Raw genomic sequence first — 25715 nt, forward strand, 5'->3', positions numbered from 1 at the left:
GCGCATCCTGGCTCTAAGCCTCAAGAGGTGCGCACGCTAGCAGAAGATGAGATGAATTCGCAATTGCTGCCGGTCAGCGTTTGTCCCAGACATCGAAGTGGTAAGCAGGGCCTTCGCCTTCAGCGGCTTGCGGCGCGCTGGACACCCGCTGCCACTGCTCCTCGTCGAACGCGGGGAACCAGGCATCGCCCTGTGGCTCCAGCTCCACCCGGGTCAGGTACATGCGGCTGACCAGGCCCTTCTCCAGCGCCTGCGCATACAGCTGCGCGCCGCCGATCAGCATCAGCTCATCGACGCGGTGCTCACGCGCCCACTGCTCGGCACGCACCAGCGCCGCCTCCAGCGAAGCGAACACTTCGGCGCCGGCCAGCACCAGGCCCGGCTGGCGGCTGACCACGAGGTTCAGGCGACCCGGCAACGGCCGACCGAGTGAATCCCAGGTCTTGCGGCCCATGATGATCGGCTTGCCCAGGGTGGTGGCCTTGAAGTACTTGAAGTCCCCCGGCAGATGCCAGGGCATGGAGTTGTCGATGCCGATCACGCGGTTCTCGGCGAGCGCCGCGATCAGGCTGAGGGGGAGTGAGGTAGTCATGCCGGCGAGGATAGCAAACCCATGGTGGGTTATGCTTCTGCCCTGAACCGTGCAATGGAAGACCTTGTGACTGGACCGACTCCACTGGACAAACGCTGGCTCACCGAAGCAATACGCCTGCGCGAGGAACACACCGGCCCCCTGGAAGACCAGGAGGCCAACCGCCACGCCCGCCAGCACGGCGGCGACCTGGCAGCGCGCATCGAAGCGCGCGCAATGTTCCTGGCCGAGCGCGACGGCATCACCACCGCCCTGCAACACTGGAAGCAAGGTGCGCGCCTAGCGCTGCTGGCGTTGTTGCTAGTGGCAATGGTCAGTGGCGCGGGCCTGGCCTTTGCCGCCCTCGGCGACGGGCAACGCCCGGTCAACGTATTCTGGGCGCTGGGCAGCCTGCTCGGGTTGAACCTGCTGATGCTGCTGGGCTGGGCTGCGGGCCTGGCCTTGAGCGGCGAACACGGTGCCAACCTCGGGCGCCTGTGGCTATGGCTCAGTGAGCGCTTCGCCCGCGACGCCAAAGCTGCGCACCTGGCGCCGGCACTGTTGGTGCTGCTGCAACGCCAACGCCTGAACCGCTGGCTGCTTGGCCTGCTGGTCCACAGCCTGTGGGCGCTGGCCATGCTCAGTGCACTGGCGCTGTTGCTGGCACTGCTCGCCACTCGTCGTTATGGCTTCGTCTGGGAGACCACCCTGCTCGCCGCCGAACCCTTCGTGCATTTGACCCAGGCCCTCGGCGCCCTGCCCTCGCTGCTCGGCTTTGCCGTGCCGGACGAAAGCATGATCCGTATCAGCGGCGACACCCTGCCGGCCCTGGACATCGCCCGCCAGGCTTGGGCCAGTTGGCTGCTCGGCGTGGTGCTGGTGTATGGCCTGTTACCGCGCCTGCTATTGGCCGGGCTGTGCCTGTGGCGTTGGCGCCAGGGCCGCCAACGCCTGGCACTGGACCTCAGCCTGCCGGGCTACGCGCAACTGCGAGAAGCACTGATGCCCCGCAGCGAGCGCATCGGCGTGCAGGATGTGGCCCCGCAATCACTGCCACAATTTCAGGCCGGTCAGCTGGAATCCGGCAGCAGCGGTGCACTGCTGGTCGGGCTGGAGCTGGATGACCAACGCCCCTGGCCCCCCGCGTTGAGCAAGGGCGTGACCGACGCCGGTGTGCTCGACAGCCGCGAGTCGCGCAATCGCCTGCTGGAGCAGCTCAGCCGCTTCCCGCCGGCGCGCCTGGCCATTGCCTGCGACCCCCGCCGTTCGCCGGACCGTGGCAGCCTCGCGTTGCTGGCGGAGCTGGCGCGCAATGCCGGCGCCACGCGCATCTGGCTGCTGCAGGCAGCCCCCGGCCAGGCCCTTGACGCCGAGCGCCTGGGTGACTGGCACGAAGCCCTCGAACGCCTCGGCCTCCCGCACGCCGACACCTCACCGCTGACCTGGCTGGAGCATGGCCATGACTGAGCCGCTGAAACTGGCCGTGGTCGGCCACACCAACGTCGGCAAGACCTCGCTGCTGCGCACCCTCACGCGGGATGTCGGCTTCGGCGAGGTGTCCCATCGCCCGAGCACCACTCGTCACGTGGAAGGCGCGCGCCTGTCGGTGGACGGCGAAGCGCTACTCGAACTCTACGACACTCCCGGCCTGGAAGATGCCATCGCGCTGCTCGATTACCTGGAACGCCTGGAGCGCCCGGGAGAGCGTCTTGACGGTCCGGCCCGTCTGGAGCGTTTTCTGCAGGGCAGCGAAGCACGCCAGCGCTTTGAACAGGAAGCCAAGGTGCTGCGCCAGTTGCTGGCCAGTAATGCCGGCTTGTATGTGATCGACGCCCGCGAACCGGTGCTGGCCAAGTACCGTGACGAACTGGAAGTGCTGGCCAGCTGTGGCAAACCGCTGCTGCCGGTACTCAACTTCGTCGCCAGCAGCCAGCACCGCGAGCCCGAATGGCGCGACGCCCTAGCCCGTCTGGGCCTGCATGCGCTGGTACGTTTCGACAGCGTCGCGCCCCCGGAAGACGGCGAGCGCCGCCTGTACGAAAGCCTGGCGTTGCTGTTGGAAGACGCCCGCCCGGCGCTGCAACGGTTGATCGACGACCAGCAGGCCCAGCGCCTGGCCCGTCAGCTCAGCGGCAAGCGCTTGATTGCCGAACTGCTGCTCGACTGCGCCGCTTGCAGACGCAGTGTCGAGGCCGACCCTGCCGCCGAGGCCAAGGCCATCGAAGCGCTGCGCCAGGACGTGCGCCAGCGTGAGCAGCGCTGTGTCGAAGCGTTGCTCAAGCTCTATGCGTTCCGTCGCGAGGATGCCAATGCCGGGGATCTGCCGTTGCTGGATGGGCGCTGGGGCGATGACTTGTTCAATCCCGAAACGTTGAAGTTGCTCGGCGTGCGCCTGGGCAGCGGCGTGGCGGCAGGTGCGGCGGCAGGTGCGGGTGTCGACTTGCTGGTGGGTGGCCTGACCCTCGGTGCTGCCGCCCTGGCCGGTGCCATTGCCGGGGGGGCGCTACAGACTGCGCGCAATTATGGCTCCCGGTTGATGGGCAAATTGAAAGGCCAACGTGAGCTGACCGTGGACGACACCGTGCTGCGATTACTGGCGCTACGTCAGCAGCAGTTGATGGCGGCGCTGGATAGCCGCGGGCATGCGGCGCAGAACAGCATTCGCCTGGGTGAACTGGATGACAAGGCCTGGCGCGAAGGCAAGCTGCCTGAGGCCTTGAGCAAGGCCCGGGCGCATCCGCAATGGTCGACGCTCAACCCTGGGGCGCGGGTGAATCAGGCTGAGCGGCAAGAGCAGTTGGAGGCGCTGGTGCTGCAGATTTGAGGGTGTCTGTTCGGGCCTCTTCGCGGGCAAGCCCGCTCCCACAGGAACCCCGCTGAACCTGAGTACTGCGGAGATTCTGTGGGAGCGGGCTTGCCCGCGAAGAGGCCGGTAAAAGCGATCAACAATTCAGAGCAGTGCCAACGCCTTCCCTTTCAACATCGCCATATCAATCACCGGCACCCCCACCTCCTTGGCCCGCTCATCCCACTCGCGCATCCGCAGGCTCACGCTGAACAGCGGGTCGCCCTCGAAGGCATCCGCTTGCGCTTCAGTCATCACGCCCCCCTGATATTCCAACGTCCGCCGGCTGGCCTCGCTCAACCGTGAGTAATACGCCGGCTGGCGCAACGTCAGGTAGCGCTTGGCCTCAACGTGATACTCCACCAGCCGCGCCATGCGCTCGCCAAAGCCGCAACGGCGCAAGTACTCGGCGCCGATGCGCTCATGGCTGACCACACCATAACCACCCATGTCACCGTCACCGCCGCACAAGTGGCCGATATCGTGGAAGAACGCGGCCAGTACCACTTCATCGTCGAAACCTTCGGCCATGGCCAGTTGCGCGGCCTGGGACATGTGCTCCAACTGGGTGATGGCTTCGCCGATGTAGTCGTCGCTGCCGTGGCGCGCGTACAGAGCAAAGGTGTTGTCGATGATCTGGGCTGGCGTGGTCATTAACCTGATTCCTGTGATTACTGCTGCGCCACCTTCTCCGACTTGCCGTCGTAACGCTTGCGCCACTCGGCCAGGATCTGGTCCCGGTTCTTCGAGGCCCAGGCAAAGTCGTTCTTGATCAGGCGCTGTTCATAGTCGGCCGGCAGTTCGGTCTGCGGTTTGGCAATGCCCGGTGCGGCGAGCACCGCGAAGTTTTCCTTGTACAGCTCCATCGCCGCCGGGCTTGCCGAGAAGTCGGCCAGGCGCTTGGCGGCTTCAGCCTTCGGCGAACCTTTGATCAATGCGGTCGCCTCGATCTCCCAGCCTAGCCCTTCTTTCGGCAAGACGATGTCCAGCGGCGCGCCCTGGCGCTTGAGCTGCACGGCCGGGTACTCGAACGAGATGCCGATCGGGAACTCGCCCGCCGCCGCCAGCTTGCACGGTTTGGAACCGGAATGGACGTACTGGCCGATGTTCTGGTGCAGGGCATCCATGTAGGCCCAGCCCTGGGGTTCGCCAAAGGTCTGCAACCAGGCGGACACGTCAAGGAAGCCAGTTCCCGACGACGCCGGGTTAGGCATGACGATCTTGCCCTTGTACTCCGGCTTGGTCAGGTCTTGCCAGCTGATCGGCTTGCTCAGACCTTGCTTCTCGGCCTCGATGGTGTTGAAGCAGATGGTCGCGGCCCACACGTCCATGCCGACCCAGGCTGGCGGGTTGGCGGCGTCTCGGTAGTTGGCGGAGATCTTGCCCAGGTCCTTCGGTGCATAGGCTTCGAGCATCCCGTTCTGGTCGAGGATAGCCAGGCTTGAAGCCGCCAGCCCCCACACCGCATCGGCTTGCGGGCGGTCTTTTTCGGCCAGCAGCTTGGCGGTGATGATGCCAGTGGAGTCACGCACCCACTTGATCTCTATGTCCGGGTTGGCCTTCTCGAAGGCCTGTTTGTAGCTCTTGAGCTGCTCGGCTTCCAGGGCGGTGTAGACAGTCAGCTGCGTGCTGGCGGCCGAAGCCTGCAGGCTGAATACGGCAGATACGGCAGCGGCAAGTGCAAGGGGCTTGAACATGATGCGGTTCCTATCAGAGTGGGCAGTCGGTCAATGGCTTGGCGCGCGCTGGCGCCAGGCCTGGGAACGGCGCAGCAGGCCGCGGGAAGCACCGGCCAGCAGCAGGGATGCAATGGCGCTGGTCAGCAGGATCAAGGTCGACATGGCGGCAGCGCCGCCGACGTTGCCGGCATCGTCCATGTTCAGAACGGCAACGGCGGCGAGGATGGTGTCCGGGCTGTAGAGGAAGATCGCCGCCGAAACGGTGGTCATCGCCGAGACGAACAGGTAGCGGATGATGTCCAGCAGCGCCGGCAAGCAGATCGGCACGGTGACCCGCACAAAGTGCTTGTACAGCGGCGCCTTGAGTGACAGCGCAGCGGCTTCGAACTCGCCATCAAGCTGGCGCAGCGCGGTGGTGGCGGTCATCTGCGCGGTAGTCAGGTAATGGGCGATGGTGCATACCACCAGCAGCCCCATGCCACCGTAAAAAACATGCAGCGGGTTGCCGTTGAGGTTGAAGAAGAAGACATAACCCAGGCCGAGCACCAGGCCCGGCACGGCCATCGGGATGAAGCTGAGCAGGCGCAAAGCCTGGTTGAGTAGACGCTGGCCCGAGGTTTTCTCCATCAGGTAGGCACCGGCGAAGATCACAATGCTGCCGATCAGCGCGGTGCCGAGGGCCATGGTCACGCTGTTGCGGTACGCCAACCAGCCGCCACCGGCGGTGTCCTCGAACATGTAGTGCTTGAACGACAGGGTCATGTTGTAAGGCCAGAAGGTCACCAGCGACGAGTACACCGCCATGCCGATCACCCCCACCAGCGCAGCGCACACCAGCAGTACGATGGCCAGGTAGCAGGCATCCCGGCCACGTGACGGCTTGGGCTCGAACACCTGGGCGCGGCCGCTCATGGACTCGCCCTGCCGGCGGCGCAGCCAGGCGTCGACCGCGAAGCTGAGCAACGCCGGCACCAGCAACACCATACCGATCAATGCCCCTCGGCCGAATTGCTGCTGGCCGACGACCGCCTTGTAGGCCTCCAGTGCCAGCACCTGGTAGTCGCCGCCAACCACCACAGGTACGCCAAAGTCGGTGATGGTCAGGGTGAACACCAGGCAGAACGCCGCGAACACCGCCTGGCGCGTGGCCGGCCAGGTGATGCTGCGAAACGCCCGCCACGGTCCGGCGCCCATGCTGGAGGCAGCATCGAACAGCCGCGCGTCGGCCAGCGACAAGGCCGACAGCAGGATCATCAGCGCATGCGGGAAGGTGTAGATGGCCTCGCCCAGGACAATGCCCCAGAAGCCATAGATGTTGTCGCTAAGCAGCCCGCGCAGCAGGCCCTGGTTGCCGAACAGATACACCAGGGCAATGGCCGGCAGCATCGACGGCGCCAGCAACGGCAGCAGCGAGATGCCCCGCCACAGGCCTTTGGCCGGTATCAGCGTGCGTTGCAGGGCATAGGCGAACAGGTAGGCCAGTGGGATCACGATCGCGACAACGGTGAAGGCCACCGACAAGCTGTTGCCGAGCAGCCAGTGGAAATTCTCGCTGGCGAACAACTCACGGGCGGCCAACAAGCCACCACCCTGGCCGGCATCGCCGCTGAAGCCACGCCAGAAGATCGCCAGCAACGGCATCAGCACCGCCAGCAACAGCAGGATCAGCAGCAGGCTCTTGCCACCGACGACGAACAGGCGGTCACCCAAGGCGACATCACCGCGCTTGGCCTGGGTGAGCGGCAGGGTCATTGACGCGGCCATCTCAGGCAAACACCTGCAGGCTCTGCGGCGGCAGCGCCACCCAGATGTCCTGCGAGCCCAGACGCGGCATGGCTTCTGGCGCCAGCTCGGCGAGCAGGGCATGGCCCGGCAGGGCCTGGAGTTCGAAACTCATACGGCAGCGGTTGCCGAGGAAAGTGATCTCGCGGACCTTGGCTGGAAACAGGTTTTCCTCATGCACCGTCGGGTTGACGGTAATTGCCTCCGGGCGGCAGAACAACCGGCCACTGCTGGCGCGCGGCGCACCAGATGCCAGACGCATGTTCATGCCCCCGACCTGGGCGTGGCTGTCGCCAGTGCGCTGAAACGGCAGCCAATTACCCTGGCCGACGAATTCGGCGACGAACGGTGTGGCGGGCTGGTCGTAGATTTCCTGTGGCGTGGCGTATTGCTCGACCTGGCCGTTGTTCATCACCGCGATGCGGTCGGCCATGAGCATGGCCTCGTCCTGGTTGTGAGTGACCATCAGCGTGGTGATGCCCAGCTGGCGTTGCAGCTGGCGCAGTTCGGTGCACAGGTGCTCACGAACTCGCGCATCCAGGGCCGACATCGGCTCATCGAGCAATAGCAGCGAAGGCGACGGGGCCAGCGCGCGGGCCAGAGCCACGCGTTGCTGCTGGCCGCCGGAGAGCTGGCCGGGGTATTTCTTTTCGCTGCCGGTCAGGCCTACCAGTTCGAGCATCTCGCCAACACGCTGGCGGCTTGCGTCACGACCGCTGCCGGTCAAGCCGTAGGCGATGTTGGCTTCGACGGTGAGGTTGGGAAACAGCGCGTAGGACTGGAACAGGATGCCGTAATCACGCGCTTGGGGCGGCAGTTCGGAGATGTCGCGCTCGCCGATGAACAGCTCACCACGGTCCTGGCGCTCAAGGCCGGCGATGCAGCGCAGCAGGGTAGTCTTGCCGCAGCCCGAAGGGCCGAGCAGGCAGACCAGTTCGCCCGCGGCGATGTCCAGGGAGACATCGTTCAGCGCCGTGAAGGCGCCGAAACGCTTGTGGATACCGCGCACTTTCATCTGTGCGCCAGGGGTGGCGTGGTTCATGGCAAGGCCTCATCTAGCAGATGGGGCCATGCTAGGAAGGCTGTGCGAAGGTTCTGTGGCGTTTAGGCAAAAGCGGGTGATAGTGGTATAGGCAGATTTTGTAGTGGCCAAGCCGGCCCTTTCGCGGGGCAAGCCCGCTTCCACAGGTATCCCCCCGCTCTCAGGATGAAGGGATAATCCGTGGGAGCGGGCTTGCCCCGCGAAGAGGCCGGCGCAGACCTAGAACTGCGACCCCACCACTTCCTGCGCCACACCCAGAAAAGCCGCCGGCAACCTGGCCTGGCGCCGCTCTTTCAGGCAGTACAGGTATTCATGCATAACGGGGGCATTCTCCAGTGTCAGCACCCGCAACTCGGGATTGTGCGGCACTTCATGCCGGGCAATCACGCTGATGCCGATATTGCGCAGCACCGCCTCGCGGATCGACTCGCGGCTGCCGATCTCCAGCAATGCCCCGGCCTTCACCCCGGCATCCTGCATCATCTGCTCGGTAAGCTTGCGGGTGGTCGAGCCCTGCTCGCGCATCAGCAGGCAATGCCCTGCCACCGCGTCGATGGACACCGTGTGGCGCTGGGCCAATGGGTGATTACGGTGCACAGCCACCACCAGTGGATCGGTGCCGAGTACGCGCCGTATCAGCCGAGCATCCTCAAGCAGTTGTGATGAAGCAGCGATATCGACGCGGTAGTCTTCGAGCATCTCCAGCACCTGCTGCGAGTTGCCGATCTCCACCGCCACTTCCACCTGCGGCAGGCGCTCGCGGAAGATCTTCATCAAGTCGAGGATGTAATACGGCGCAGTGGCAGCAATGCGCAGGCTGCCCTGCTGCTGACCGCTGTTGCGCAGTTCGAACTCGATGTCGGCCTCCTGCTGCAACAGCGCCTTGACCATCGGCAGCAGGCGCACGCCCTCCTCGCTCAGCACCAGGCGCCGGCCCCCACGGTAGAACAGCTCCACCGCGTACTGGCTCTCCAGGTTGCGGATCTGCGTGGTCACCGTCGGCTGGCTGAGCCCAAGCTTCTTCGCCGCCAGGGTGATGCTGCCCAGGCGGGCCACCATGTAGAAGGCTTTGAGCTCGGCACTCAGCATTGCAGGACCTCATTTGCGCAACAGGCGCAGACCGTTGAACACCACCAGCAGGCTGACGCCCATGTCGGCGAACACCGCCATCCACAAGGTGGCCATGCCGGCAAAGGTGATCGCCAGGAATATCGCCTTGATGCCCAACGCCAGAACGATGTTCTGCGTCAGGATCGCCGCACTTTGGCGAGACAGCCTGACGAACGCCGGGATTTTGCGCAAGTCGTCATCCATCAGCGCCACATCGGCGGTCTCGATGGCGGTGTCGGTACCGGCAGCGGCCATGGCGAAACCGATTTCGGCGCGGGCCAGGGCTGGCGCATCGTTGATGCCGTCACCGACCATGCCCACTCGATGGCCCTGGGCGTACAACTGCTCGATGCTGGCCAGCTTGTCGGCTGGCAACAGGTTGCCTTCGGCGCGGTCGATGCCGACCTGGGCCGCGATGGCCTGGGCGGTGTGCGGATTATCACCGGTGAGCATGACGGTCTTGATACCCAGTGCATGCAGTTCGGCGATGGCCTGGCGGCTGCTGTCCTTGACCGTGTCGGCCACGGCGAACAGCGCCAACGGGCCTGAGCGGTCGAGCAACAGCACCACCGTTTTGCCCTGACGCTCGAGCGCATCCAGCTGTGCTTCCAGTTGCGGCGAACACAGGCCCAGCTCTTCGACCAGGCGATGGTTGCCCAGGTGGTAGGTTTGCCCATCGATGTCGCCGCGCACCCCGCGCCCGGCAAGGGCGGCGAATTGGCTGACGTCACTCAGCGGCAGGTTTTGTGCCTTGGCGAACTGAGCAATGGCTCCGGATACCGGGTGGTCGGAGCGCGCCGCCAGGCTGGCAGCCAGGGCTTGAGCACGGCCTTCGAACAGCGGGTCGAGCACCTTTACATCGGTCTGCACCGGCTTGCCGTGGGTAATCGTGCCGGTCTTGTCCAGCGCGAGGGCGTCGAGCTTGCGCCCGCCCTCCAGGTAGACACCCCCCTTGATCAGGATGCCTTTGCGCGCTGCGGCGGCCAGGCCACTGACGATGGTCACCGGGGTGGAGATCACCAGCGCACAGGGGCACGCCACCACCAGCAGCACCAGCGCCCGGTAGACCCAGTCGAACCACGCGCCGGCCATGAACAGCGGCGGGATGATCGCCACGGCCAGTGCCAGGGCGAACACCACGGGGGTGTAGATGCGCGAGAAGGTGTCGACGAAACGCTGAGTAGGCGCACGGGCGCCCTGCGCTTCTTCGACGGCCTTGATGATGCGTGCCAGGGTGGAATGGCCAGCCGCGGCGATGACGCGGTACTCCAGAGCGCCGGCCTGGTTGATGGTGCCGGCGAACAATTTGTCGCCAGCGGCTTTCTCGACCGGCAGACTTTCGCCGGTGATCGGCGCCTGATCGACGCTGGACTGCCCACTGATCACTTCGCCATCGAGACCAATCCGCTCGCCGGGACGCACCCGCACATGCGTACCGATCACCACGTCGCGCACTTCGACTTCGCGCCATTGGCCATCGGCCTGCTGCACCGTGGCCATGTCCGGTGTGAGCTGCATCAGGCCACTGATGGCATTGCGGGCCCGGTCCAGGGAACGCGCTTCGATCAGCTCGGCAAGGGTGAACAGCACCATGACCATCGCCGCTTCCGGCCACTGGCCGATCAATACCGCGCCGGTCACCGCGATGCTCATCAAGGCGTTGATGTTCAGATTGCGGTTTTTCAGGGCAATCCAGCCCTTCTTGTAGGTACCCAGGCCACAACCGAGAATCGCCACCAGCGCCAGCGCGGCCACTAGCCACTCGGGGGCCAAGGCGCTGAAATGGATGATTTCGGCGGCGATCGCCGCAACGCCGGAGAGTGCCAACGGCCACCAGCGGGTCTTGACCGGTTGCGTGGCGGTGCTGCCCTGATCTTCATCGGCCAACGGTTCGGCCTTCATACCCAGGCTGTCGATGGCCCGCTCGATTTCGGCGGTGCCGGCCAGGGTATGGCGCACGCCGAGCACGCGGTTGATCAGGTTGAACTCCAACTGCTCGATACCGACCAGCTTGCCCAGCTTGTCCTGAATCAGGGTCTGCTCGGTGGGGCAGTCCATGGCCTGGATGCGGAAGCGGCTGAGCCGGGCGGTATCACTGGCCTTTTCGCTCAGTTGCACGAGGGCCGGCGCGGCATGGGTGCCACAGCAGCTGTGGGCGTGGTCATGTGCGTGTTCGTGACTGACAGGCTGGTTCATGGGGTCGTCCTTAAAGAGAGCCTGTTGCTAAGTGAACACCCTGTAGCCACTATAGGGTCAAGCCTAACTGCTGGAGATTTCGCCATGAAGATCGGAGAGCTGGCCAAAGCCACCGACTGCGCCGTGGAAACCATCCGCTATTACGAGCGGGAGCAACTGCTGCCAGAGCCAGCGCGCACCGACGGCAACTACCGGCTGTATACCCAGGCCCATGTCGAGCGCCTGACATTCATCCGTAATTGCCGCACCCTGGACATGACCCTCGACGAAATCCGTAGCCTGCTGCGCCTGCGCGACAGCCCAGATGGCTCATGCGGCAGCGTCAATGCGTTGATCGACGAACATATAGAGCATGTGCAGGCACGGATCGATGGGCTGGTGGCGTTGCAGGCGCAGTTGGTGGAGCTGCGTCAGCGCTGCAATGCTCAGGGGGCCGAGTGTGCAATCCTGCAGCAACTGGAAGTGAATGGGGCGGTATCGGTACCGGAAACCGAGCATTCGCATGTAGGGCGCAGTCACGGGCATTAGCTTCCCACTTCAGCCCCAGCCACCCCCTAATGCCTTGTACAACGACAAACGGTTACCCAGCCCGGCCAACTGTGCTCGGATGAACCCTTGCTGTGCTGTGCTGAGGCTGCGTTGTGCATCCAGTACTTCCAGGTAGCTGTTCAGGCCGTCCTCGTACAGCAAGGTTGCCAGCTCCACCCGGCGCCGTTCATTCGCCACCAGCAACCGTTGTGCTTCGAGCTCGCGGCGCAGCGGTTCCGTCGATCCCAATGCATCGGCCACTTCGCGAAATGCCTGCTGGATGGCCTGTTCATATTCAGTCACGGCAATATTCCGCTGGGCCTTGGCCAATGCCAGTTGCGACCCCCGACGACCGAAGTCGAACACGGGCAACGACACCTCGGGCACAAACGACCAGGCCTTAGCCCCACCGCGAAACAGCTGGTTCAGCTCCGGACTGCTCAATCCCAGCAAGCCGGTCAGCGAAATGCGCGGCAGGTAAGCCGCCCGCGCCGCGCCGATATTGGCATTGAAGGCTTTCAACCGGGCCTCGGCGGCGCGAATGTCAGGGCGTTGGGTCAGCAAGTCCGATGGGAGCCCGGCCGCAATCGGCGCCAATACCGCCTCGCCTTCCAGCGCTGCCGGCTGCATCCGGGACGGCGTCACTCTCGCACCTGTGAGCAGTTCCAGGCGGTTGACCGCCAGCACATGCGCCCGCTCGGCATTCGCCAGTGTGCCCGCCACCCCCAACACCAGTGCCTGTGCCTGGCGCACTTCCAGTTCGCTGGCCAGGCCCTGTCCACGCCGCCGCTGAATCAGCGCCAGCGAGCGCTCCCCAACGGCAAGCAACTGCCCATCGCGTTCGCGCAAATTCATGTAAGCCAGGGTTTCGTAGTAGGCTGCGGCCACCTCGGCCACCAGGCCGATCTGCACAGCTCGGGCATCTTCTTCGGTCGCCAGCAACTGCTGATCCGCACTCTCGCGCAGTGCCCGCACACGTCCCCAGATATCCAGCTCATAGGCGGTGATGCCGATGCCCAAGCTGAAGCGCCCCGGCTCAATGAACGTCCGTTGGCCCCCTGAGTCCAGCGCAGACTGCTGCCGACGCTGGGTTGACCCTTTAATGCCCAGGGTCGGCCACAGCTCGGCACTCGCCATACCGAGCAGCGCCCGGGCTTCGTCGACCCGCTGCACCGCGATTCGCAGGCTTCGATTATGCTCCAGCGCCTGGGCGATCAACGCGCGCAGGTGCTGGTCGTTGAACATCCGCTGCCAATCGGGCAACAGCGCGGCAGCGGGTTGCGCGGGTTGGTCGCGCCACTGTTGCGCGACGGGAGCGTGAGGCCGCTCATAGGTGGGCACGAAAGAACAGCCGGCTAAAGCCAGGCAGGTAGCCACTGCGCAAACCTTAGGCCATCTCATCGTCTGCCGGCCAAGCCTGCCGAGCCACGCTGTTCCCCCGCCGACCGCTGGCGATGGTAGAAGGCTTCGAGCCGGGGCAGATACAGCCACTGTTCCGGCGCTGCGCCGATAAAGCGCTCAAGCGCCGCCATCCATCCTTTCTGCATGACCTCCAGCGGTGCTGCACGGACACGCGTCAGAATGCGCACCTCACCTTTGCCGCCCAATACCGCCCGATGGCCGACCAGCAAGGCATCGCACTGCAGCTTCGCGGCCAAGAACAGTGGCCCTTTAACGAACTGAGCTGACCGATTGAATAGCCTGCCGGGCAGTGGCTCACCAAAGCGCAAGGCCCCCAGGCCAACCGGCAGGTCGCAGAACAGAATGACCCGCGCCCCGCGCTTCAAAGCACGGGTCATGGTCAGCGCCGCGGTTGGGTGCGCGGCGTCGAGTACTTCCACGCGATGACCCAGCCCTTCGAGTTGCCGCAGCGAAGCCTGGGTGAAGGCGTCAGTGAAGTTCCAGATCGGGATCACGAATCGCGTCGGCGAAGCTTCACGGGCCATGACACTGGCCACCGCCATCCAGTATTCGCCCGTGTGTAGCAGCAGATACAGGGCCGGCCGGCTCGCGGGAGGCCAACTCTGCGGATCGACCTCGGGAATGCTGTCCACCCACGCCCTGAGCGCCTGTGGCTGGCTACGCGGGTAAAGCCGCTCGTGCACGGCCCGTTGCAACTGCAACACACCATAACGGCAGGCCAGGGCCTGCGCCTGCGGTCGCGCATAGCCCAGGGCTTCCAGGTTCTGTCGGCACAGGCTGTAATCCTTGCCGCGCCAAGCCGCCGGCAAGCGCTGCAACAGCGCGGGGAGCACACGGAACAGCCATCCCAACGGCAGAAAGCGCGCAATCCATGCCAAGCATCGCGCCACCCCCTGAGTCAGACAGGACCTGGCGCTCATGCGTAACAGCCAATAGCGCATGCGCCAGCCAACACGAGCAGGCTCAGTCACGCAACGCTCCCCCCGGTATCGATTGCAACTGCCCAGCGTGCATGCGCAACACGCGATCACAGGCCTTGGCGACTTCCGGATCATGGGTCACGATCACGCACAGCGTGGACAACTGCTCAAGGGTGGCGATGATCCGGTCACGGGCATCGGCATCCAAGTGCGAGGTAGGTTCGTCCAACAGCAACATTTGCGGGCGTCGATACAGCGCACGGGCGATCAACAGCCGTTGTCTCTGACCGGTGGAAAGCTGCACGCCAGTCGGCCCCAAGGTGGTATTGAAGCCGTTGGTCAAGCCTTGCACCGCCGCCAGGAGGCCAGCCTGCTCTATGCAGGATTGCAACCAGGCCCCGTCGACACGGTCGCTGTCGAGCGTGATGTTGTCGGTCACGCTGCCAGTGATGATTTCGTCATGGGCTGTGACATAGGCCAGCTGCTGCCGAAAGCGCTGCAGGCCGAACCGCTGAAGTGCAATGCCATTGACCTCGAACTGCCCGTCATCGAGCCGATAGAAGCCTGCCAATACCTTGAGCAGCGTACTTTTGCCGCACCCCGATGGCCCGAAAATGGCGACCTTGCTGCCGGCCACCAGGTGCAGGTCGACATCGGCGAATACCGGCCGCTCGAAACTACTGTAGCGGAACACCCCGCCACGCACCTGCAGGCTTTGCAGCATCGGTGCGGCTTCGTCGACTCGCGCCTGGTAGAGATTGTCATCCGACGCCTCGGGTTGTTCGTCGACGATATCTTCCACCCGGCTTAGCTCCACCCGCATCAGACGCAAGTTGGCATAACGGTCGAGCACCTTGAGGGTGCAGCCCATGAACATGTCCTTGTAGAGCACGAAAGCAAACAGATCGCCGATGCTGTTCTCGCCCTGCAAAACGGCAAAGGCCCCCAGTGCACTGACCAGCAACGAATGGCCGTGGGACAAGCCCTCATGCACCACGCCATTCATGGCCTGAAGGCGCTGCACCCGGGCGCGGGCGGCTTCGGTCTCGACGTGCTGATTGCTCCAGCATGCCAGTTTGGTGCCTTCGTAGCGGTAGAGCTTCATCGACTCCACCGCGCCGAGGGTGCCTAAGAGGGTCACGTTTCTGGCGGTTTCGGCTTCGATCGAGGCTTTGTGAGTACGCTCCATCATCGGCAGGGTCAGCAGGCGAAACAGGAAAAACAGCAAGCACAGACCCAGGGACAGCGCCGCCAGTTGCAGATTGATCAGCGCCATCAGGCCGAGGAAGGCAAGACCAAAGAGCGCATCGATCACCAAGTCCATCCAGCCCGCGGTGAACTGGATGTAGGCGCGGTCGCTGGCCTGGGTGCGCCGCAGGATATCCCCCGGCGCCCGCCGTTCGAAGTAGTTCACGGGCAAGCGCAACAACCACGCCACCACGCCGATGCCCAAGTCCTGGCTGAGGGCGATGCGCAGCTGCGCATCAAGCCAGGTGCGCACCCAGGCGGCCGCTGTCTTGAGCAGGAAGACAGCGCCGAACACATAGAGGATCAGAAATAGAAAGTCGGCGTCGTTCTTCGCCACGACTTCATCGATGGTCAGCGAGAACAGCTTCGGCGCGGCGATGGCGCCCAGATAAACGACGATGGCCAACAGGCCCATGGGAATCAGGTAGCGCAGCAGCCAAGGGTTGCCGGAGAGCACACTGCCGAAGCCCAGGGCCTGACCCGCGGGGCTGGCCCGACGCAGGGTGAACTGCAAGCCTGGCACCAACTCCAGGGCCACGCCACTGAACAGCGGCAGCGCTTCTTCCCAGGTGTAGAAACGCCGCCCCAAGGCAGGATCGACAATGTGCAGGCCGCGCCCATCCACCGCCTCCAGCACCACGAAGTGCATCTTGTTCCAGAACAGGATCGATGGCGCGCGTACCTGGCGCAGACCGTCGAGCATCACCTTGAGTGGCCGGCAAGCGAACCCGGAGGCTTCGCACACCCTGATGATCTGGAACAGCGACATGCCATCGCGGGCCACCGTGCAGCGCTGGCGCATCTGCCGCAAGGTGGTGGCCTGGCCGTGGTAGCTGGCGATCATGGCAATGGCCGCCATGCCGCACTCGGCCATCTCGTCCTGAAGAATCACCGGCACCCGCGGGCGGAGCAGGCGCCTGGCGCGGCTCAACGCATCCCCTAACACGGTCATGTCGCCACGCCATAGAGGAAGTCGGGATTACGCTGGCTGCCCTTGAGCAGAGGCAGGAATAGCCACTCGATCAGGCTCAGAGGCTCCAGCCGCAGCGAACCGCGCAGGGTCATGCCGTCCTTGAGCCAGGCTTCGCGGATACGCGTGCGCGGGTCACTGAAATCCAAGGCAACCTCCACCACATACATGGCCTCGCCCTGCGCATTGGCCGCAGCACCGAGTGGCGTGTCGCGGTAGGTACTGGCGGTACTGTGCACGATGCGCCCTTTGACTACGCCATAGCGCTCGTAGGGAAAGGCGTCGACCCGGACGATCACCGGCGTTCCGGGGCTTGCGAAACCGATGCTCGAGGGGCTGATATCCAGCATCACCGTAGGCGCCGGCCGCTCGGGTTGATCGATGCGCAACAGCATCATTGGCTGGCCGGCCTGGGCAAGGCTGCCGGCAAATACCGAGACGCCGTCGACGATGCCGTCCACCGGAGACAGCAACACGTACTGCTGGCGCTTGTTCAGGGTTTCACGGCGCTCCAGCAGCTCATGACGCTGCCGAGCGATTTCGCCGAGGCGCAAGGTCATCTGGTGGCCGGCGTCGCGGCTGCGTTGCTGCAACTCCAGGAGGCGTTGGCGCGCGGCAACGTTGGCCTGTTGATTACTGGCCAGGTTCTGGCGAGCAGTTTCGTGGCGCACGATGGCTTCATTCAACGCGGCCTCGGACACCGCGCCCTCGCGCGCCAGGCGCTCGTGACGCCGCTGCAGGCCTGCGGCAATGTTGACGCGACGGCGGATCGACTGCTCGATCTGGTCGTTCAGTACCAGATCGGCCTGCAACTGCTCGATTTGCAGGGCCAGGGACTGGGTTTGGGACTGATTCAGCTCACGGGCATGCTGCTCGTCGCTGTGGGTGTCGGCCAGCAGGCTGTCCAGGCGCTCGGCGCTTTGCGCGGCGGTGGTCTGGCCACTGGCTTCGCTGAAATTCTCAGGCTCCTGCGGGCGAATCCGCAGCAGGGGTTGGTCCTTGTGTACCGCTTGCCCGGCCGTTACCAGAACTTCCTGGACATGCACATTGCCTTCACTGGCAATGCGTACCACATCGCGGGTCAGGATACGGCCCTGGACCTCTTCCTTGCGCGCATACTCACCCGCCAGCAACAGGATGACGAGCATAAAAAAAAACAGACACAGCAGCCAACCGAAGACCAGGCTGCGCACTGGCGCACGCTGGGCGACCCTTCCCAGTTCCAACATGGCAAATGCCCTCGAGGCAGCGTGAGGAAGGGAGCGGCGCCACTCCCCTCAATTGAAGGCGTCGAGGCCTCAGCTGACGGTTTTGGCCACCACAATGGCCGTGTCGATCACTTGGCCGATTGCCTGGCCAACGTCAGCCCAGGTGCCAGCGCCTCGTACCTCTAGGGTTTCTTCCAGGGTCATTTCCAGTGGAGCGTGGGTAGTTTCCGCTTGTGGGTACATATCGACACCTCGTTTTTTATTATCGAAGGGAAGGCGACGCCGAGCGGTTGCTGTATGGAAAACGCTCGCCATTACCGCCGCCAGCAAGCGGCGTGGCGCTTGCTGGGAGGCCGGGTAATTGTCCCTGAGTCAACAAGGTGGCGATGTGGGAGCGCGAAGATTGGCGATGTAGGAAAAGTCAACCGGGCTGCTGGGAAGACTGACAGCCCGGTGATTGGAAGGCTTGAGATCAGACCGCCATCGGCGCCGTCATCGGCGCATGGTGCTCGTAACCTTCCAGGCTGAAGTCGCTCGGCTCGATCTTCTCCAGCCACTCCGGCTCGTACCTGCCAGTCTTGGCAAAGTCCGGCACGCGCTCACTGATCACCAGCTTCGGCGCTTCCAGCGGCTCGCGCTTGAGCTGCTCGTTGAGCATGTCCAGGTGGTTTTCGTACACATGGGCATCGCCGATGAAGTAGGTGAACCAGCGCGGCGTGTAACCGGTCAGGCGGGCGAACAGCGACAGCAGCGCTGCGCCTTCGGTGAGGTTGAACGGTGTGCCCAGGCCCAGGTCGTTGGAACGGATGTAGAGGGTCAGGGAAAGCTCCTTTGTCTCGACATTCGGGTGGAACTGGTACAGCAGGTGGCACGGCGGCAGCGCCATTTCGTCCAGCTGTGCGCAGTTCCAGCCATGGAACAGGATGCGCCGGCTGCCTGGGTCGTTGGCGATGGTGTCCAGGCACTGGCGCACCTGGTCGATGGCTTTGTACAGAATGACGAACGCCTGGCCGTCTTCCTCGTCCTGGGCGATCTGGCGGAAGCCGGCTTTTTCGGCCATCTCGATCGCCGCCGGGTTGTTCAGCGGGATGCGCTTGTAACCCGGCCACTGGCGCCATTGCACGCCATAAATTTCGCCGAGGTCGTCATGGCCTTGGCGGAACGGGTTGGCCAGCCACTGGGCGTTTTCGTTGGCGTTCTGGTCCCAGACCTTGCAGCCCAGCTCGCGAAACTCACCGGCGTTTTTAACGCCACGCAGAAAGCCGACCATCTCGCCGATGGCCGACTTGAACGCCAGCTTGCGCGTGGTAATGGCCGGGAAGCCCTTCTGCAGGTCGAAACGCAGCATGGCGCCCGGCAGGCTGATGGTGCGGATGCCGGTGCGGTTGCCTTGCAGCGTGCCGTTTTCGATGACGTCGCGGACCAGATCTAGATACTGTTTCATGACTTTCCTGTAACAAGAACGGCAGGGGGATCGCCCCTGCCGTGAAAATCAGACGGCTGGTTTCGCCGTAGGTTTGCGGTTGTAGGCCAACCAGATCAGGAACAAGCCGCCGACGATCATCGGCACGCAGAGCAACTGACCCATGGTCAACCAGCCGAAGGCAATATAGCCAAGCTGGGCATCAGGCACCCGCACGAACTCCACGATAAAGCGGAAAATACCGTAGAACAGCGCGAACATGCCGGAAACAGCCATGGTCGGGCGCGGCTTGCGCGAGTACAACCAAAGAATCACGAATAATGCCACACCTTCCAGGGCGAACTGGTACAGCTGCGACGGATGACGGGGTAGCTGGGCCGGGTCACTGAACGGGGGGAAGACCATTGCCCACGGCACGTCGGTGGCTTTGCCCCACAATTCGGCATTGATGAAGTTGCCGATGCGCCCGGCACCCAGGCCAATCGGCACCAGCGGGGCGACGAAGTCCATCAGTTCGAAGAACGACTTGTTGTTGCGCTTGCCGAACCACAGCGCCGCCAGCATCACGCCGATGAAGCCGCCGTGGAACGACATGCCGCCCTTCCACACCTCGAAGATCAGCGTCGGGTTGGCCAGGTAGGCATGCAGGTCGTAGAACAGCACGTAACCCAAGCGCCCGCCGACGATCACCCCCATCGACAACCAGAACACCAGGTCGGAGAGTTTCTCGCGCGACCAGGTGGGGTCGAAGCGGTTGAGCCGGCGCGAAGCCAGCAGCCAGGCGCCACCGATGCCGATCAGGTACATCAGGCCGTACCAGTGGATTTTCAGCGGCCCGAGGGCCACGGCCACGGGGTCTATCTGCGGGTAAGGCAGCATGGGTATTCCTCTCGTTTCAAATCAGGAAGCTCAGGCCAACGCAGAACAGCAGCGCGGCGAACAGACGCTTGAGCAGGCGCGGCGACAGCTTGTGCGCCAGGCGCGCGCCGAAGCGGGCGAAAAACATGCTGGTCACGGCAATGCCGACCAGCGCTGGCAGATAGACATAGCCCACGCTGTGCGCCGGCAGGTGTTGTTCGTGCCAGCCCAACCACATGAAGCTCAACGCGCTGGCCACGGCAATCGGCAGGCCGCAGGCCGAGGAAGTGGCGACTGCCTGCTGCATCGGCAGGCTGCGCCAGGTCAGGAACGGTACGGTCAACGAGCCTCCGCCAATGCCGAAGATCGCCGACGCCCAGCCGATCACCCCACCCGCGCCGATCAGCGCCGGCTTGCCGGGGATGCCAAGGCTGGCCTTGGGCTTGAAGTCCAGTGCCATCTGTACAGCGATGATCAGCGCGAACACGCCGATGATCTTCTGCAACTGCGGGCCCTGAATCAGCGAAGCGGTCTTGGCACCGACCAGGGCGCCGAGCAGGATGCCGACGGTCATCCAGGCGAAAATGGGCCACTGCACGGCGCCCTTGCGATGGTGCTCGAGCACGGCGTTGATCGAGGTGAAGACGATGGTGGCCAGCGAAGTGCCGACTGCAAGGTGGGTCAGCACGGATGCGTCGAAGCCCTGCAAGGTGAAGCTGAACACCAGCACCGGCACGATGATGATGCCCCCGCCCACGCCGAACAGCCCGGCCAGCACGCCGGCGCAGGCGCCCAACAGCAGATAGAGTGCGAACTCCATTCGTCGTCCCCGAGAAAAACAATGCGGCATGGTAACGGAAGCCGGGCACGAGGCTCTAGTGAACTCTGTGACAGGATGGATCACCGCCGCCGCAGTGGGTACAGTGGCAAAAAACACAGAGGCCCAACCGATGTGCCTGATCGTATTCGCCTGGCGGCCGGGGCATGCTCTGCCGCTGATCGTGGCGGCCAACCGCGACGAATTCTATGCCCGGCCCACCCAGGCCCTGGCGGCCTGGGAAGATGCGCCCGGGGTGCATGCCGGGCGCGACCTCGAAGCCGGCGGTACATGGCTGGGTGTGGGTCCGCAGGGGCGGTTTGCCGCGCTGACCAATATCCGTGACCCTGGGCAAGCCTTGGGGCCGCGCTCGCGCGGCGAGCTGGTGGCGGCCTTTCTGCAAGGTGAGCTTGGCGTCGAAGCCTACCTGGACCAGGTCGCCAGCCGCAGCAAACAGTATTCGGGATTCAATCTGCTGGTGGGTGATGTGGGCCAACTGGGGTATCTGCACGCCCGCGAAGCGGCGCCGCGCCTGCTGGAGGCTGGCGTGTACGGGCTTTCCAATGCTGGGCTGGATACGCCTTGGCCCAAACTGGTGAAGGCGCGCAGTGGGCTGGAAGGGTTGCTGGACTCAGCGGACCCGCAGCGCTTGCTGGCGTTGCTGGCCGATGGAGAGCCGGCACCTGAGGGCGAATTGCCGGAAACGGGTGTGGGGCTGGCGACAGAGAAGCTGCTATCGAGCGTGTTTATTGCCAGTCAGAACTATGGAACACGGGCAAGTACTCTGCTGATTGTGGATGATCAGGGGAGAAGGCAGCTGATCGAGCGCAGCTTCGGGCCGTTTGGCGGCCACCTAGGGGAAGTTGAGCTGCTGGTTTGAGGGCGGTTTTTCCGGCTTCTTCGCGGGCAAGCCCGCTCCCACAGGTTCTCCACTGAATCAAAGCTTGTGGAGTACCTGTGGGAGCGGGCTTGCCCGCGAAGAGGCCGGTGCAAACCTCAGAGGGTCTTGTTGGCCCCAGGCCCGATCATCCGCGCCAGGCCGAGATTCTTCAGCGCCAGCTGCAGCGAACTGTGGATAACCTGCGGGTTGTCATGGCTCAGGGCGTCGGCCAGCAGCTCCTTGGCCTTGCTCATGTTCACCTGGCGCAGCATCCACTTCACCTTCGGCAGGTTGGTGGCGTTCATCGACAAGCTGTCGAAGCCCATGGCCATCAACAGGATTGCCGCCGCCGGGTCACCGGCCATCTCGCCGCAGATGCTCACCGGCTTGCCCTCGCCATGGGCATCGCGCACCACGGTATTCAAGGCCTGCAGCACCGCCGGGTGCAGGTAGTCATAGAGGTCCGCGACCCGCGGATTGTTGCGGTCCACGGCCAGCAGGTACTGGGTCAGGTCGTTGGAGCCGACCGAGAGAAAGTCCACCTGCCGCGCCAGTTCCTTGGTCTGGTACACCGCCGCCGGGATTTCAACCATCACGCCCACCGGTGGCATCGGCACATCGGTGCCTTCGTCGCGCACTTCGCCCCAGGCACGGTGGATCAGGTGCAGGGCCTCTTCCAGTTCGTGGATACCGGAAATCATCGGCAACAGGATGCGCAGGTTGTTCAGGCCTTCGCTAGCCTTGAGCATGGCGCGGGTCTGGACCAGGAAGATTTCCGGGTGATCGAGGGTCACGCGGATGCCGCGCCAGCCCAGGAACGGGTTCTCTTCCTTGATCGGGAAGTAAGACAGGGCCTTGTCGCCGCCGATGTCCAGGGTGCGCATGGTCACCGGCAGCGGGTGGAACGACGCCAACTGCTCGCGATAGATCGCCAGCTGTTCCTTTTCGCTGGGAAAGCGCTGCTGGATCATGAACGGCACTTCGGTGCGGTACAGGCCTACACCCTCGGCGCCACGTTGCTGGGCACGGGCCACATCGGCGAGCAGACCGGTGTTTACCCATAGCGGCATGCGATGGCCATCCGGGGTGACGCAGGGCAGCTCGCGCAGCGCGTCCAAGCCTTGAGCCAGCTGGCGCTCCTCTTCGACCACCTCGCTGTATTGCTTGCGCAGCACGTCGCTGGGGTTGGTGAACACCTCACCTTTGTAGCCGTCGACGATCAGCTCGATACCATCGACCTTGGAATACGGCAGGTCAACCAGGCCCATGACCGTCGGGATGCCCATGGCCCGGGCCAGGATGGCGACGTGGGAGTTGCCCGAGCCCAGTACCGAAACCAGGCCGACCAGCTTGCCCTCCGGCACTTCACCGAGCATCGCCGGAGTCAGCTCTTCACTGACCAGAATGGTGTTGTCGGCGTACACCAGCGACTGCGAGCGGGCTTCCTGCAGGTAGGCCAGCAGGCGGCGGCCAAGGTCCTTGACGTCCGAAGCACGCTCGCGCAGGTAGTCGTCGTCCATCAGTTCGAATCGGTTGACGTGCTCGCCGACCACCTGGCGCAGGGCGCCCTGGGCCCACTGGCCGGTCTTGATGACGTCGGTCACCTCACCACCAAGGGCTGCGTCTTCGAGCATCATCAGGTACACGTCGAACAGCGCGCGCTCTTCGGGGCGCAGCTGGGTCGCCAGCTTGGCCGACAGCTTGCGCATGTCGGCGCGCACGCCTTCGAGGGCGTTGTTGAACAGTTTCAGTTCGGCGTCGATGTCTTCGACCGTTTTGTCCGGCACCACCTCCAGATCGGCCGGTGGCAGCATCACCACAGCGCGGCCGACGGCGGCACCCGGCGAGCCCGGCACACCAACGAAGCGCGCTTCCTGGATGCCCTTGCCCTGGCGCCCCAGGCCACGGATGGAACCGGTGGCCTCGGCATGGGCGATAACCCCGGCAAGCTGGGCGCTCATGGTGACCAGGAAGGCTTCTTCACCCTCGTCGAACTGGCGGCGCTCCTTCTGCTGGATCACCAATACGCCAACCACGCGGCGGTGGTGGATGATCGGAGCACCCAGGAAGGAGGCGAATTTCTCTTCGCCGGTTTCGGCGAAGTAGCGGTAACGCGGGTGATCGGCGGCGTTTTCCAGGTTCAGCGGCTCTTCACGAGTACCGACCAGGCCGACCAGGCCCTCGTTGGGGGCCATGCTGACCTTGCCGATGGAGCGCTTGTTCAAGCCTTCGCTGGCCATCAGCACGAAGCGGTTGGTTTCCGGGTCGAGCAGGTAGACCGAGCAGACCTGGCTGCCCATGGCTTCCTTCACGCGCAAGACGATGATGCCCAACGCCGTCTTGAGATCTTTGGCGGAGTTCACTTCCTGGACGATCTTGCGCAGCGTATTGAGCATGGCTCGGGGTCGAACTCCGTCGTCAGTCGCGCGTCAACAGACGCGGTGCAAGCTCTTTCAGGGCGCGGCGGTACACTTCACGCTTGAAGGTCACCACCTGGCCCAACGGGTACCAATAGCTGACCCAGCGCCAGCCGTCGAACTCCGGCTTGCCGGTCAGGTCCATCCGCACCCGTTGCTCATTGCTCACCAGGCGCAGCAAAAACCATTTCTGCTTCTGGCCGATGCACAGCGGTTGGCTGTGGGTACGGACCAGTCGCTGGGGTAAACGATAACGCAACCAGCCGCGGGTGCAGGCAAGAATTTCCACATCATCGCGTTCAAGGCCAACTTCTTCGTTCAGCTCGCGGTACAGGGCATCTTCCGGCGTCTCGTCAGGGTTGATCCCCCCCTGCGGGAATTGCCAGGCATCCTGGTTGATCCGCCGAGCCCATAGCACCTGCCCGGCATCATTCGTGAGAATGATCCCGACATTTGGGCGAAAACCATCCGGGTCGATCACGGCAGCAACCTCGCAAACGCATGTCACCGCATTGTTCCACAAAGCCTGCGAGCGCAGCAACGCGCCCGCCAAGCTTATGTGCAGCGAGGTGAAAACTCCGTATTCTGCGGGCCTACCCAGTAGCTGATGCGAGTGACCACGATGCGCCTGGCTTTATTCGACCTGGACAATACCCTCCTCGGTGGCGACAGCGACCACGCCTGGGGTGATTATTTGTGCGAGCGGGGCATTCTCGACCCGATCGCCTACAAACAACGCAACGACGCTTTCTATCAGGATTACCTGAACGGCACCCTGGACCTGCAGGCCTACCTGGCCTTTTCCATGGAAATCCTTGCAGCCACCGAACCCGCCCAGCTCGACCAATGGCACCGCGAGTTCATGTGCGACTGCATCGAGCCGATCATCCTGCCCAAGGCCCTGGCCCTGCTGCAACAGCACCGCGATGCCGGCGACCAGCTGGTGATCATCACCGCCACCAACCGCTTCGTCACCGCGCCGATTGCCCGTCGCCTGGGCGTGCGCGTGCTGCTGGCGACCGAGTGCGAAGTACAGGACGGCCGCTACACCGGGCGCAGTACCGATATACCGTGTTTCCGTGAAGGCAAGGTGACGAGGCTGGAGCGGTGGATGCTGGAGAACGGCTTCGATCTGGAAGACAGCTATTTCTATAGCGATTCGATGAATGATTTGCCGTTGCTGGAGCGGGTGACGCACGCGGTGGCGGTGGACCCGGACCCTAACCTGCGGGCTGAGGCCGAGCGGCGCGGGTGGCCGGTGGTTTCACTCAGAGATTGATGTATTGCAGTGCCGGCCTCTTCGCGGGCGGTCCGACGTCTCGGCAAGCCCGCGAAGAGGCCGGCCGGTGTAAAAGAAGGCTGTCAGACAGGCTTGGCACCCATCAACCCGGCGATGGAAAGGAAGCAAACCCCGCTGAACACGGCCAAGGCCAAGGTAAACCGCAATCCCACCACCTCGGCCTTGCGCAGCCTGTTCAGCCGCACCAGCAACCACCACATGGCAAACGCGCCGAAGGTATAGATGACGCTGGACGCCAACACCCAGGTCTGGCCCAACGGCCAGCCCACCAGGTGCACCAGCCACCAGCCGGTAAACGGCATGCTCACCAGGCACACGCCCATCAACAACCATACGAACACCAGTGGCCGACGTAGCAGCTTGCCGTAGGCTTCGGCATCGCCCCGGCGACGCGCCAGAACGGTCCAGATCGCCAGGCCCAGCGCGCCAAGAAGCAACAGCACGGTGGCGATGACGTGCAGGGACTTGAGGGTGGTCAGGTGTTCCATGTCTTCACGTC

The 25715-nt window shown here is 63.9% G+C and carries 23 protein-coding genes; 5 read left to right on the top strand and 18 right to left on the bottom strand.

The genetic code is table 11. The annotated features are described in order from the left end of the window. Window positions 1–73 precede the first annotated feature (73 nt). A complete protein-coding gene (locus tag ACZ6YA_RS14190; RefSeq protein ID WP_465897751.1) occupies window positions 74–592 on the bottom strand; it encodes a dihydrofolate reductase in 519 nt (172 codons plus the stop codon). 54 nt (window positions 593–646) lie between these two features. Between ACZ6YA_RS14190 and ACZ6YA_RS14195 the strand changes: the two genes are divergently transcribed. Then, window positions 647–2038, top strand: a complete 1392-nt coding sequence (locus ACZ6YA_RS14195; protein WP_465897752.1) for a DUF2868 domain-containing protein — start codon at window positions 647–649, stop codon at window positions 2036–2038. After that, the gene (locus ACZ6YA_RS14200) at window positions 2031–3395 is read left to right on the top strand and encodes a GTPase/DUF3482 domain-containing protein (RefSeq protein ID WP_465897753.1); all 1365 of its coding nucleotides are present in this window, start codon (window positions 2031–2033) and stop codon (window positions 3393–3395) included. Before ACZ6YA_RS14195 ends, ACZ6YA_RS14200 begins: the two co-directional genes overlap by 8 nt. Window positions 3396–3521: 126 nt before the next feature. Here ACZ6YA_RS14200 and ACZ6YA_RS14205 read toward each other — a convergent pair whose 3' ends face one another. The 6 genes from ACZ6YA_RS14205 to ACZ6YA_RS14230 all read right to left on the bottom strand — a co-directional run bounded on the left by ACZ6YA_RS14205 (window position 3522) and on the right by ACZ6YA_RS14230 (window position 11225). Beyond that, window positions 3522–4070 carry a phosphonate degradation HD-domain oxygenase gene (locus ACZ6YA_RS14205; protein ID WP_465897755.1) on the bottom strand — a complete coding sequence of 183 codons (549 nt, stop codon included), beginning with the start codon at window positions 4068–4070 and terminating at the stop codon, window positions 3522–3524. Between the two features lie 17 nt (window positions 4071–4087). Further along, window positions 4088–5113 (bottom strand): putative 2-aminoethylphosphonate ABC transporter substrate-binding protein, encoded by a 1026-nt coding sequence (locus ACZ6YA_RS14210; RefSeq protein WP_465897756.1) that lies wholly within the window; start codon window positions 5111–5113, stop codon window positions 4088–4090. 30 nt (window positions 5114–5143) lie between these two features. After that, window positions 5144–6859 (bottom strand): putative 2-aminoethylphosphonate ABC transporter permease subunit, encoded by a 1716-nt coding sequence (locus tag ACZ6YA_RS14215; protein ID WP_465897757.1) that lies wholly within the window; start codon window positions 6857–6859, stop codon window positions 5144–5146. Between the two features lies 1 nt (window position 6860). After that, entirely contained in the window at window positions 6861–7919 is a 1059-nt protein-coding gene (locus tag ACZ6YA_RS14220; protein WP_465897758.1) for a putative 2-aminoethylphosphonate ABC transporter ATP-binding protein, read from the bottom strand. Window positions 7920–8138: 219 nt separating this feature from the next. Continuing rightward, window positions 8139–9008 carry a LysR family transcriptional regulator gene (locus ACZ6YA_RS14225; protein WP_465897760.1) on the bottom strand — a complete coding sequence of 290 codons (870 nt, stop codon included), beginning with the start codon at window positions 9006–9008 and terminating at the stop codon, window positions 8139–8141. Between the two features lie 9 nt (window positions 9009–9017). Further along, the gene (locus ACZ6YA_RS14230) at window positions 9018–11225 is read right to left on the bottom strand and encodes a heavy metal translocating P-type ATPase (RefSeq protein WP_465897762.1); all 2208 of its coding nucleotides are present in this window, start codon (window positions 11223–11225) and stop codon (window positions 9018–9020) included. A gap of 84 nt (window positions 11226–11309) precedes the next feature. On the opposite strand from ACZ6YA_RS14230, the gene cadR reads away from it, so the two are divergent. After that, window positions 11310–11753 (top strand): cadmium resistance transcriptional regulator CadR, encoded by a 444-nt coding sequence (gene cadR, locus ACZ6YA_RS14235; protein ID WP_465897763.1) that lies wholly within the window; start codon window positions 11310–11312, stop codon window positions 11751–11753. Between the two features lie 9 nt (window positions 11754–11762). On the opposite strand, the gene ACZ6YA_RS14240 is transcribed toward cadR, so the two are convergent. The 8 genes from ACZ6YA_RS14240 to ACZ6YA_RS14275 form a co-directional block, all read right to left on the bottom strand. Continuing rightward, window positions 11763–13154: an efflux transporter outer membrane subunit gene (locus ACZ6YA_RS14240; protein WP_465897764.1), complete on the bottom strand. Its 1392-nt coding sequence runs from the start codon at window positions 13152–13154 to the stop codon at window positions 11763–11765. Next, complete coding sequence (locus ACZ6YA_RS14245; RefSeq protein WP_465897765.1) at window positions 13151–14146, bottom strand: lysophospholipid acyltransferase family protein; 996 nt, start codon at window positions 14144–14146, stop codon at window positions 13151–13153. The genes ACZ6YA_RS14240 and ACZ6YA_RS14245 overlap by 4 nt, the downstream gene beginning before the upstream one ends. Next, on the bottom strand, window positions 14139–16295 hold the full coding sequence (locus ACZ6YA_RS14250; RefSeq protein ID WP_465897766.1) for a peptidase domain-containing ABC transporter: 2157 nt from the start codon (window positions 16293–16295) through the stop codon (window positions 14139–14141). Before ACZ6YA_RS14250 ends, ACZ6YA_RS14245 begins: the two co-directional genes overlap by 8 nt. Continuing rightward, entirely contained in the window at window positions 16292–17542 is a 1251-nt protein-coding gene (locus ACZ6YA_RS14255) for an HlyD family secretion protein (RefSeq protein ID WP_465897767.1), read from the bottom strand. The genes ACZ6YA_RS14250 and ACZ6YA_RS14255 overlap by 4 nt, the downstream gene beginning before the upstream one ends. Window positions 17543–17611: 69 nt before the next feature. Beyond that, on the bottom strand, window positions 17612–17764 hold the full coding sequence (locus ACZ6YA_RS14260) for a hypothetical protein (protein ID WP_465897768.1): 153 nt from the start codon (window positions 17762–17764) through the stop codon (window positions 17612–17614). 229 nt (window positions 17765–17993) lie between these two features. After that, on the bottom strand, window positions 17994–18965 hold the full coding sequence (locus tag ACZ6YA_RS14265) for a thymidylate synthase (RefSeq protein ID WP_465897769.1): 972 nt from the start codon (window positions 18963–18965) through the stop codon (window positions 17994–17996). 48 nt (window positions 18966–19013) lie between these two features. Further along, a complete protein-coding gene (lgt, locus tag ACZ6YA_RS14270; RefSeq protein ID WP_012312269.1) occupies window positions 19014–19823 on the bottom strand; it encodes a prolipoprotein diacylglyceryl transferase in 810 nt (269 codons plus the stop codon). 16 nt (window positions 19824–19839) lie between these two features. Then, window positions 19840–20622 carry a sulfite exporter TauE/SafE family protein gene (locus ACZ6YA_RS14275; RefSeq protein WP_465897771.1) on the bottom strand — a complete coding sequence of 261 codons (783 nt, stop codon included), beginning with the start codon at window positions 20620–20622 and terminating at the stop codon, window positions 19840–19842. Between the two features lie 130 nt (window positions 20623–20752). Between ACZ6YA_RS14275 and ACZ6YA_RS14280 the strand changes: the two genes are divergently transcribed. Next, window positions 20753–21499 (top strand): NRDE family protein, encoded by a 747-nt coding sequence (locus ACZ6YA_RS14280; protein WP_465897773.1) that lies wholly within the window; start codon window positions 20753–20755, stop codon window positions 21497–21499. Window positions 21500–21615: 116 nt separating this feature from the next. Here the strand turns inward: ACZ6YA_RS14280 and ptsP are convergent, their stop codons facing one another. Together ptsP and ACZ6YA_RS14290 are read right to left on the bottom strand one after the other, a co-directional pair. Next, window positions 21616–23895, bottom strand: coding sequence for a phosphoenolpyruvate--protein phosphotransferase (gene ptsP / locus ACZ6YA_RS14285; RefSeq protein ID WP_465897774.1), 2280 nt, complete (start codon window positions 23893–23895; stop codon window positions 21616–21618). 22 nt (window positions 23896–23917) lie between these two features. Next, window positions 23918–24397, bottom strand: a complete 480-nt coding sequence (locus ACZ6YA_RS14290; RefSeq protein ID WP_003249017.1) for an RNA pyrophosphohydrolase — start codon at window positions 24395–24397, stop codon at window positions 23918–23920. A 141-nt stretch (window positions 24398–24538) separates the two neighbouring features. On the opposite strand from ACZ6YA_RS14290, the gene ACZ6YA_RS14295 reads away from it, so the two are divergent. After that, window positions 24539–25195, top strand: a complete 657-nt coding sequence (locus tag ACZ6YA_RS14295) for a histidinol-phosphatase (protein WP_465897775.1) — start codon at window positions 24539–24541, stop codon at window positions 25193–25195. An 83-nt stretch (window positions 25196–25278) separates the two neighbouring features. Here the strand turns inward: ACZ6YA_RS14295 and ACZ6YA_RS14300 are convergent, their stop codons facing one another. Further along, complete coding sequence (locus tag ACZ6YA_RS14300; protein WP_465897776.1) at window positions 25279–25704, bottom strand: DUF2269 domain-containing protein; 426 nt, start codon at window positions 25702–25704, stop codon at window positions 25279–25281. Between the last annotated feature and the right edge of the window lie 11 nt (window positions 25705–25715).

The organism is Pseudomonas sp. NPDC090752, assembly GCF_055584805.1.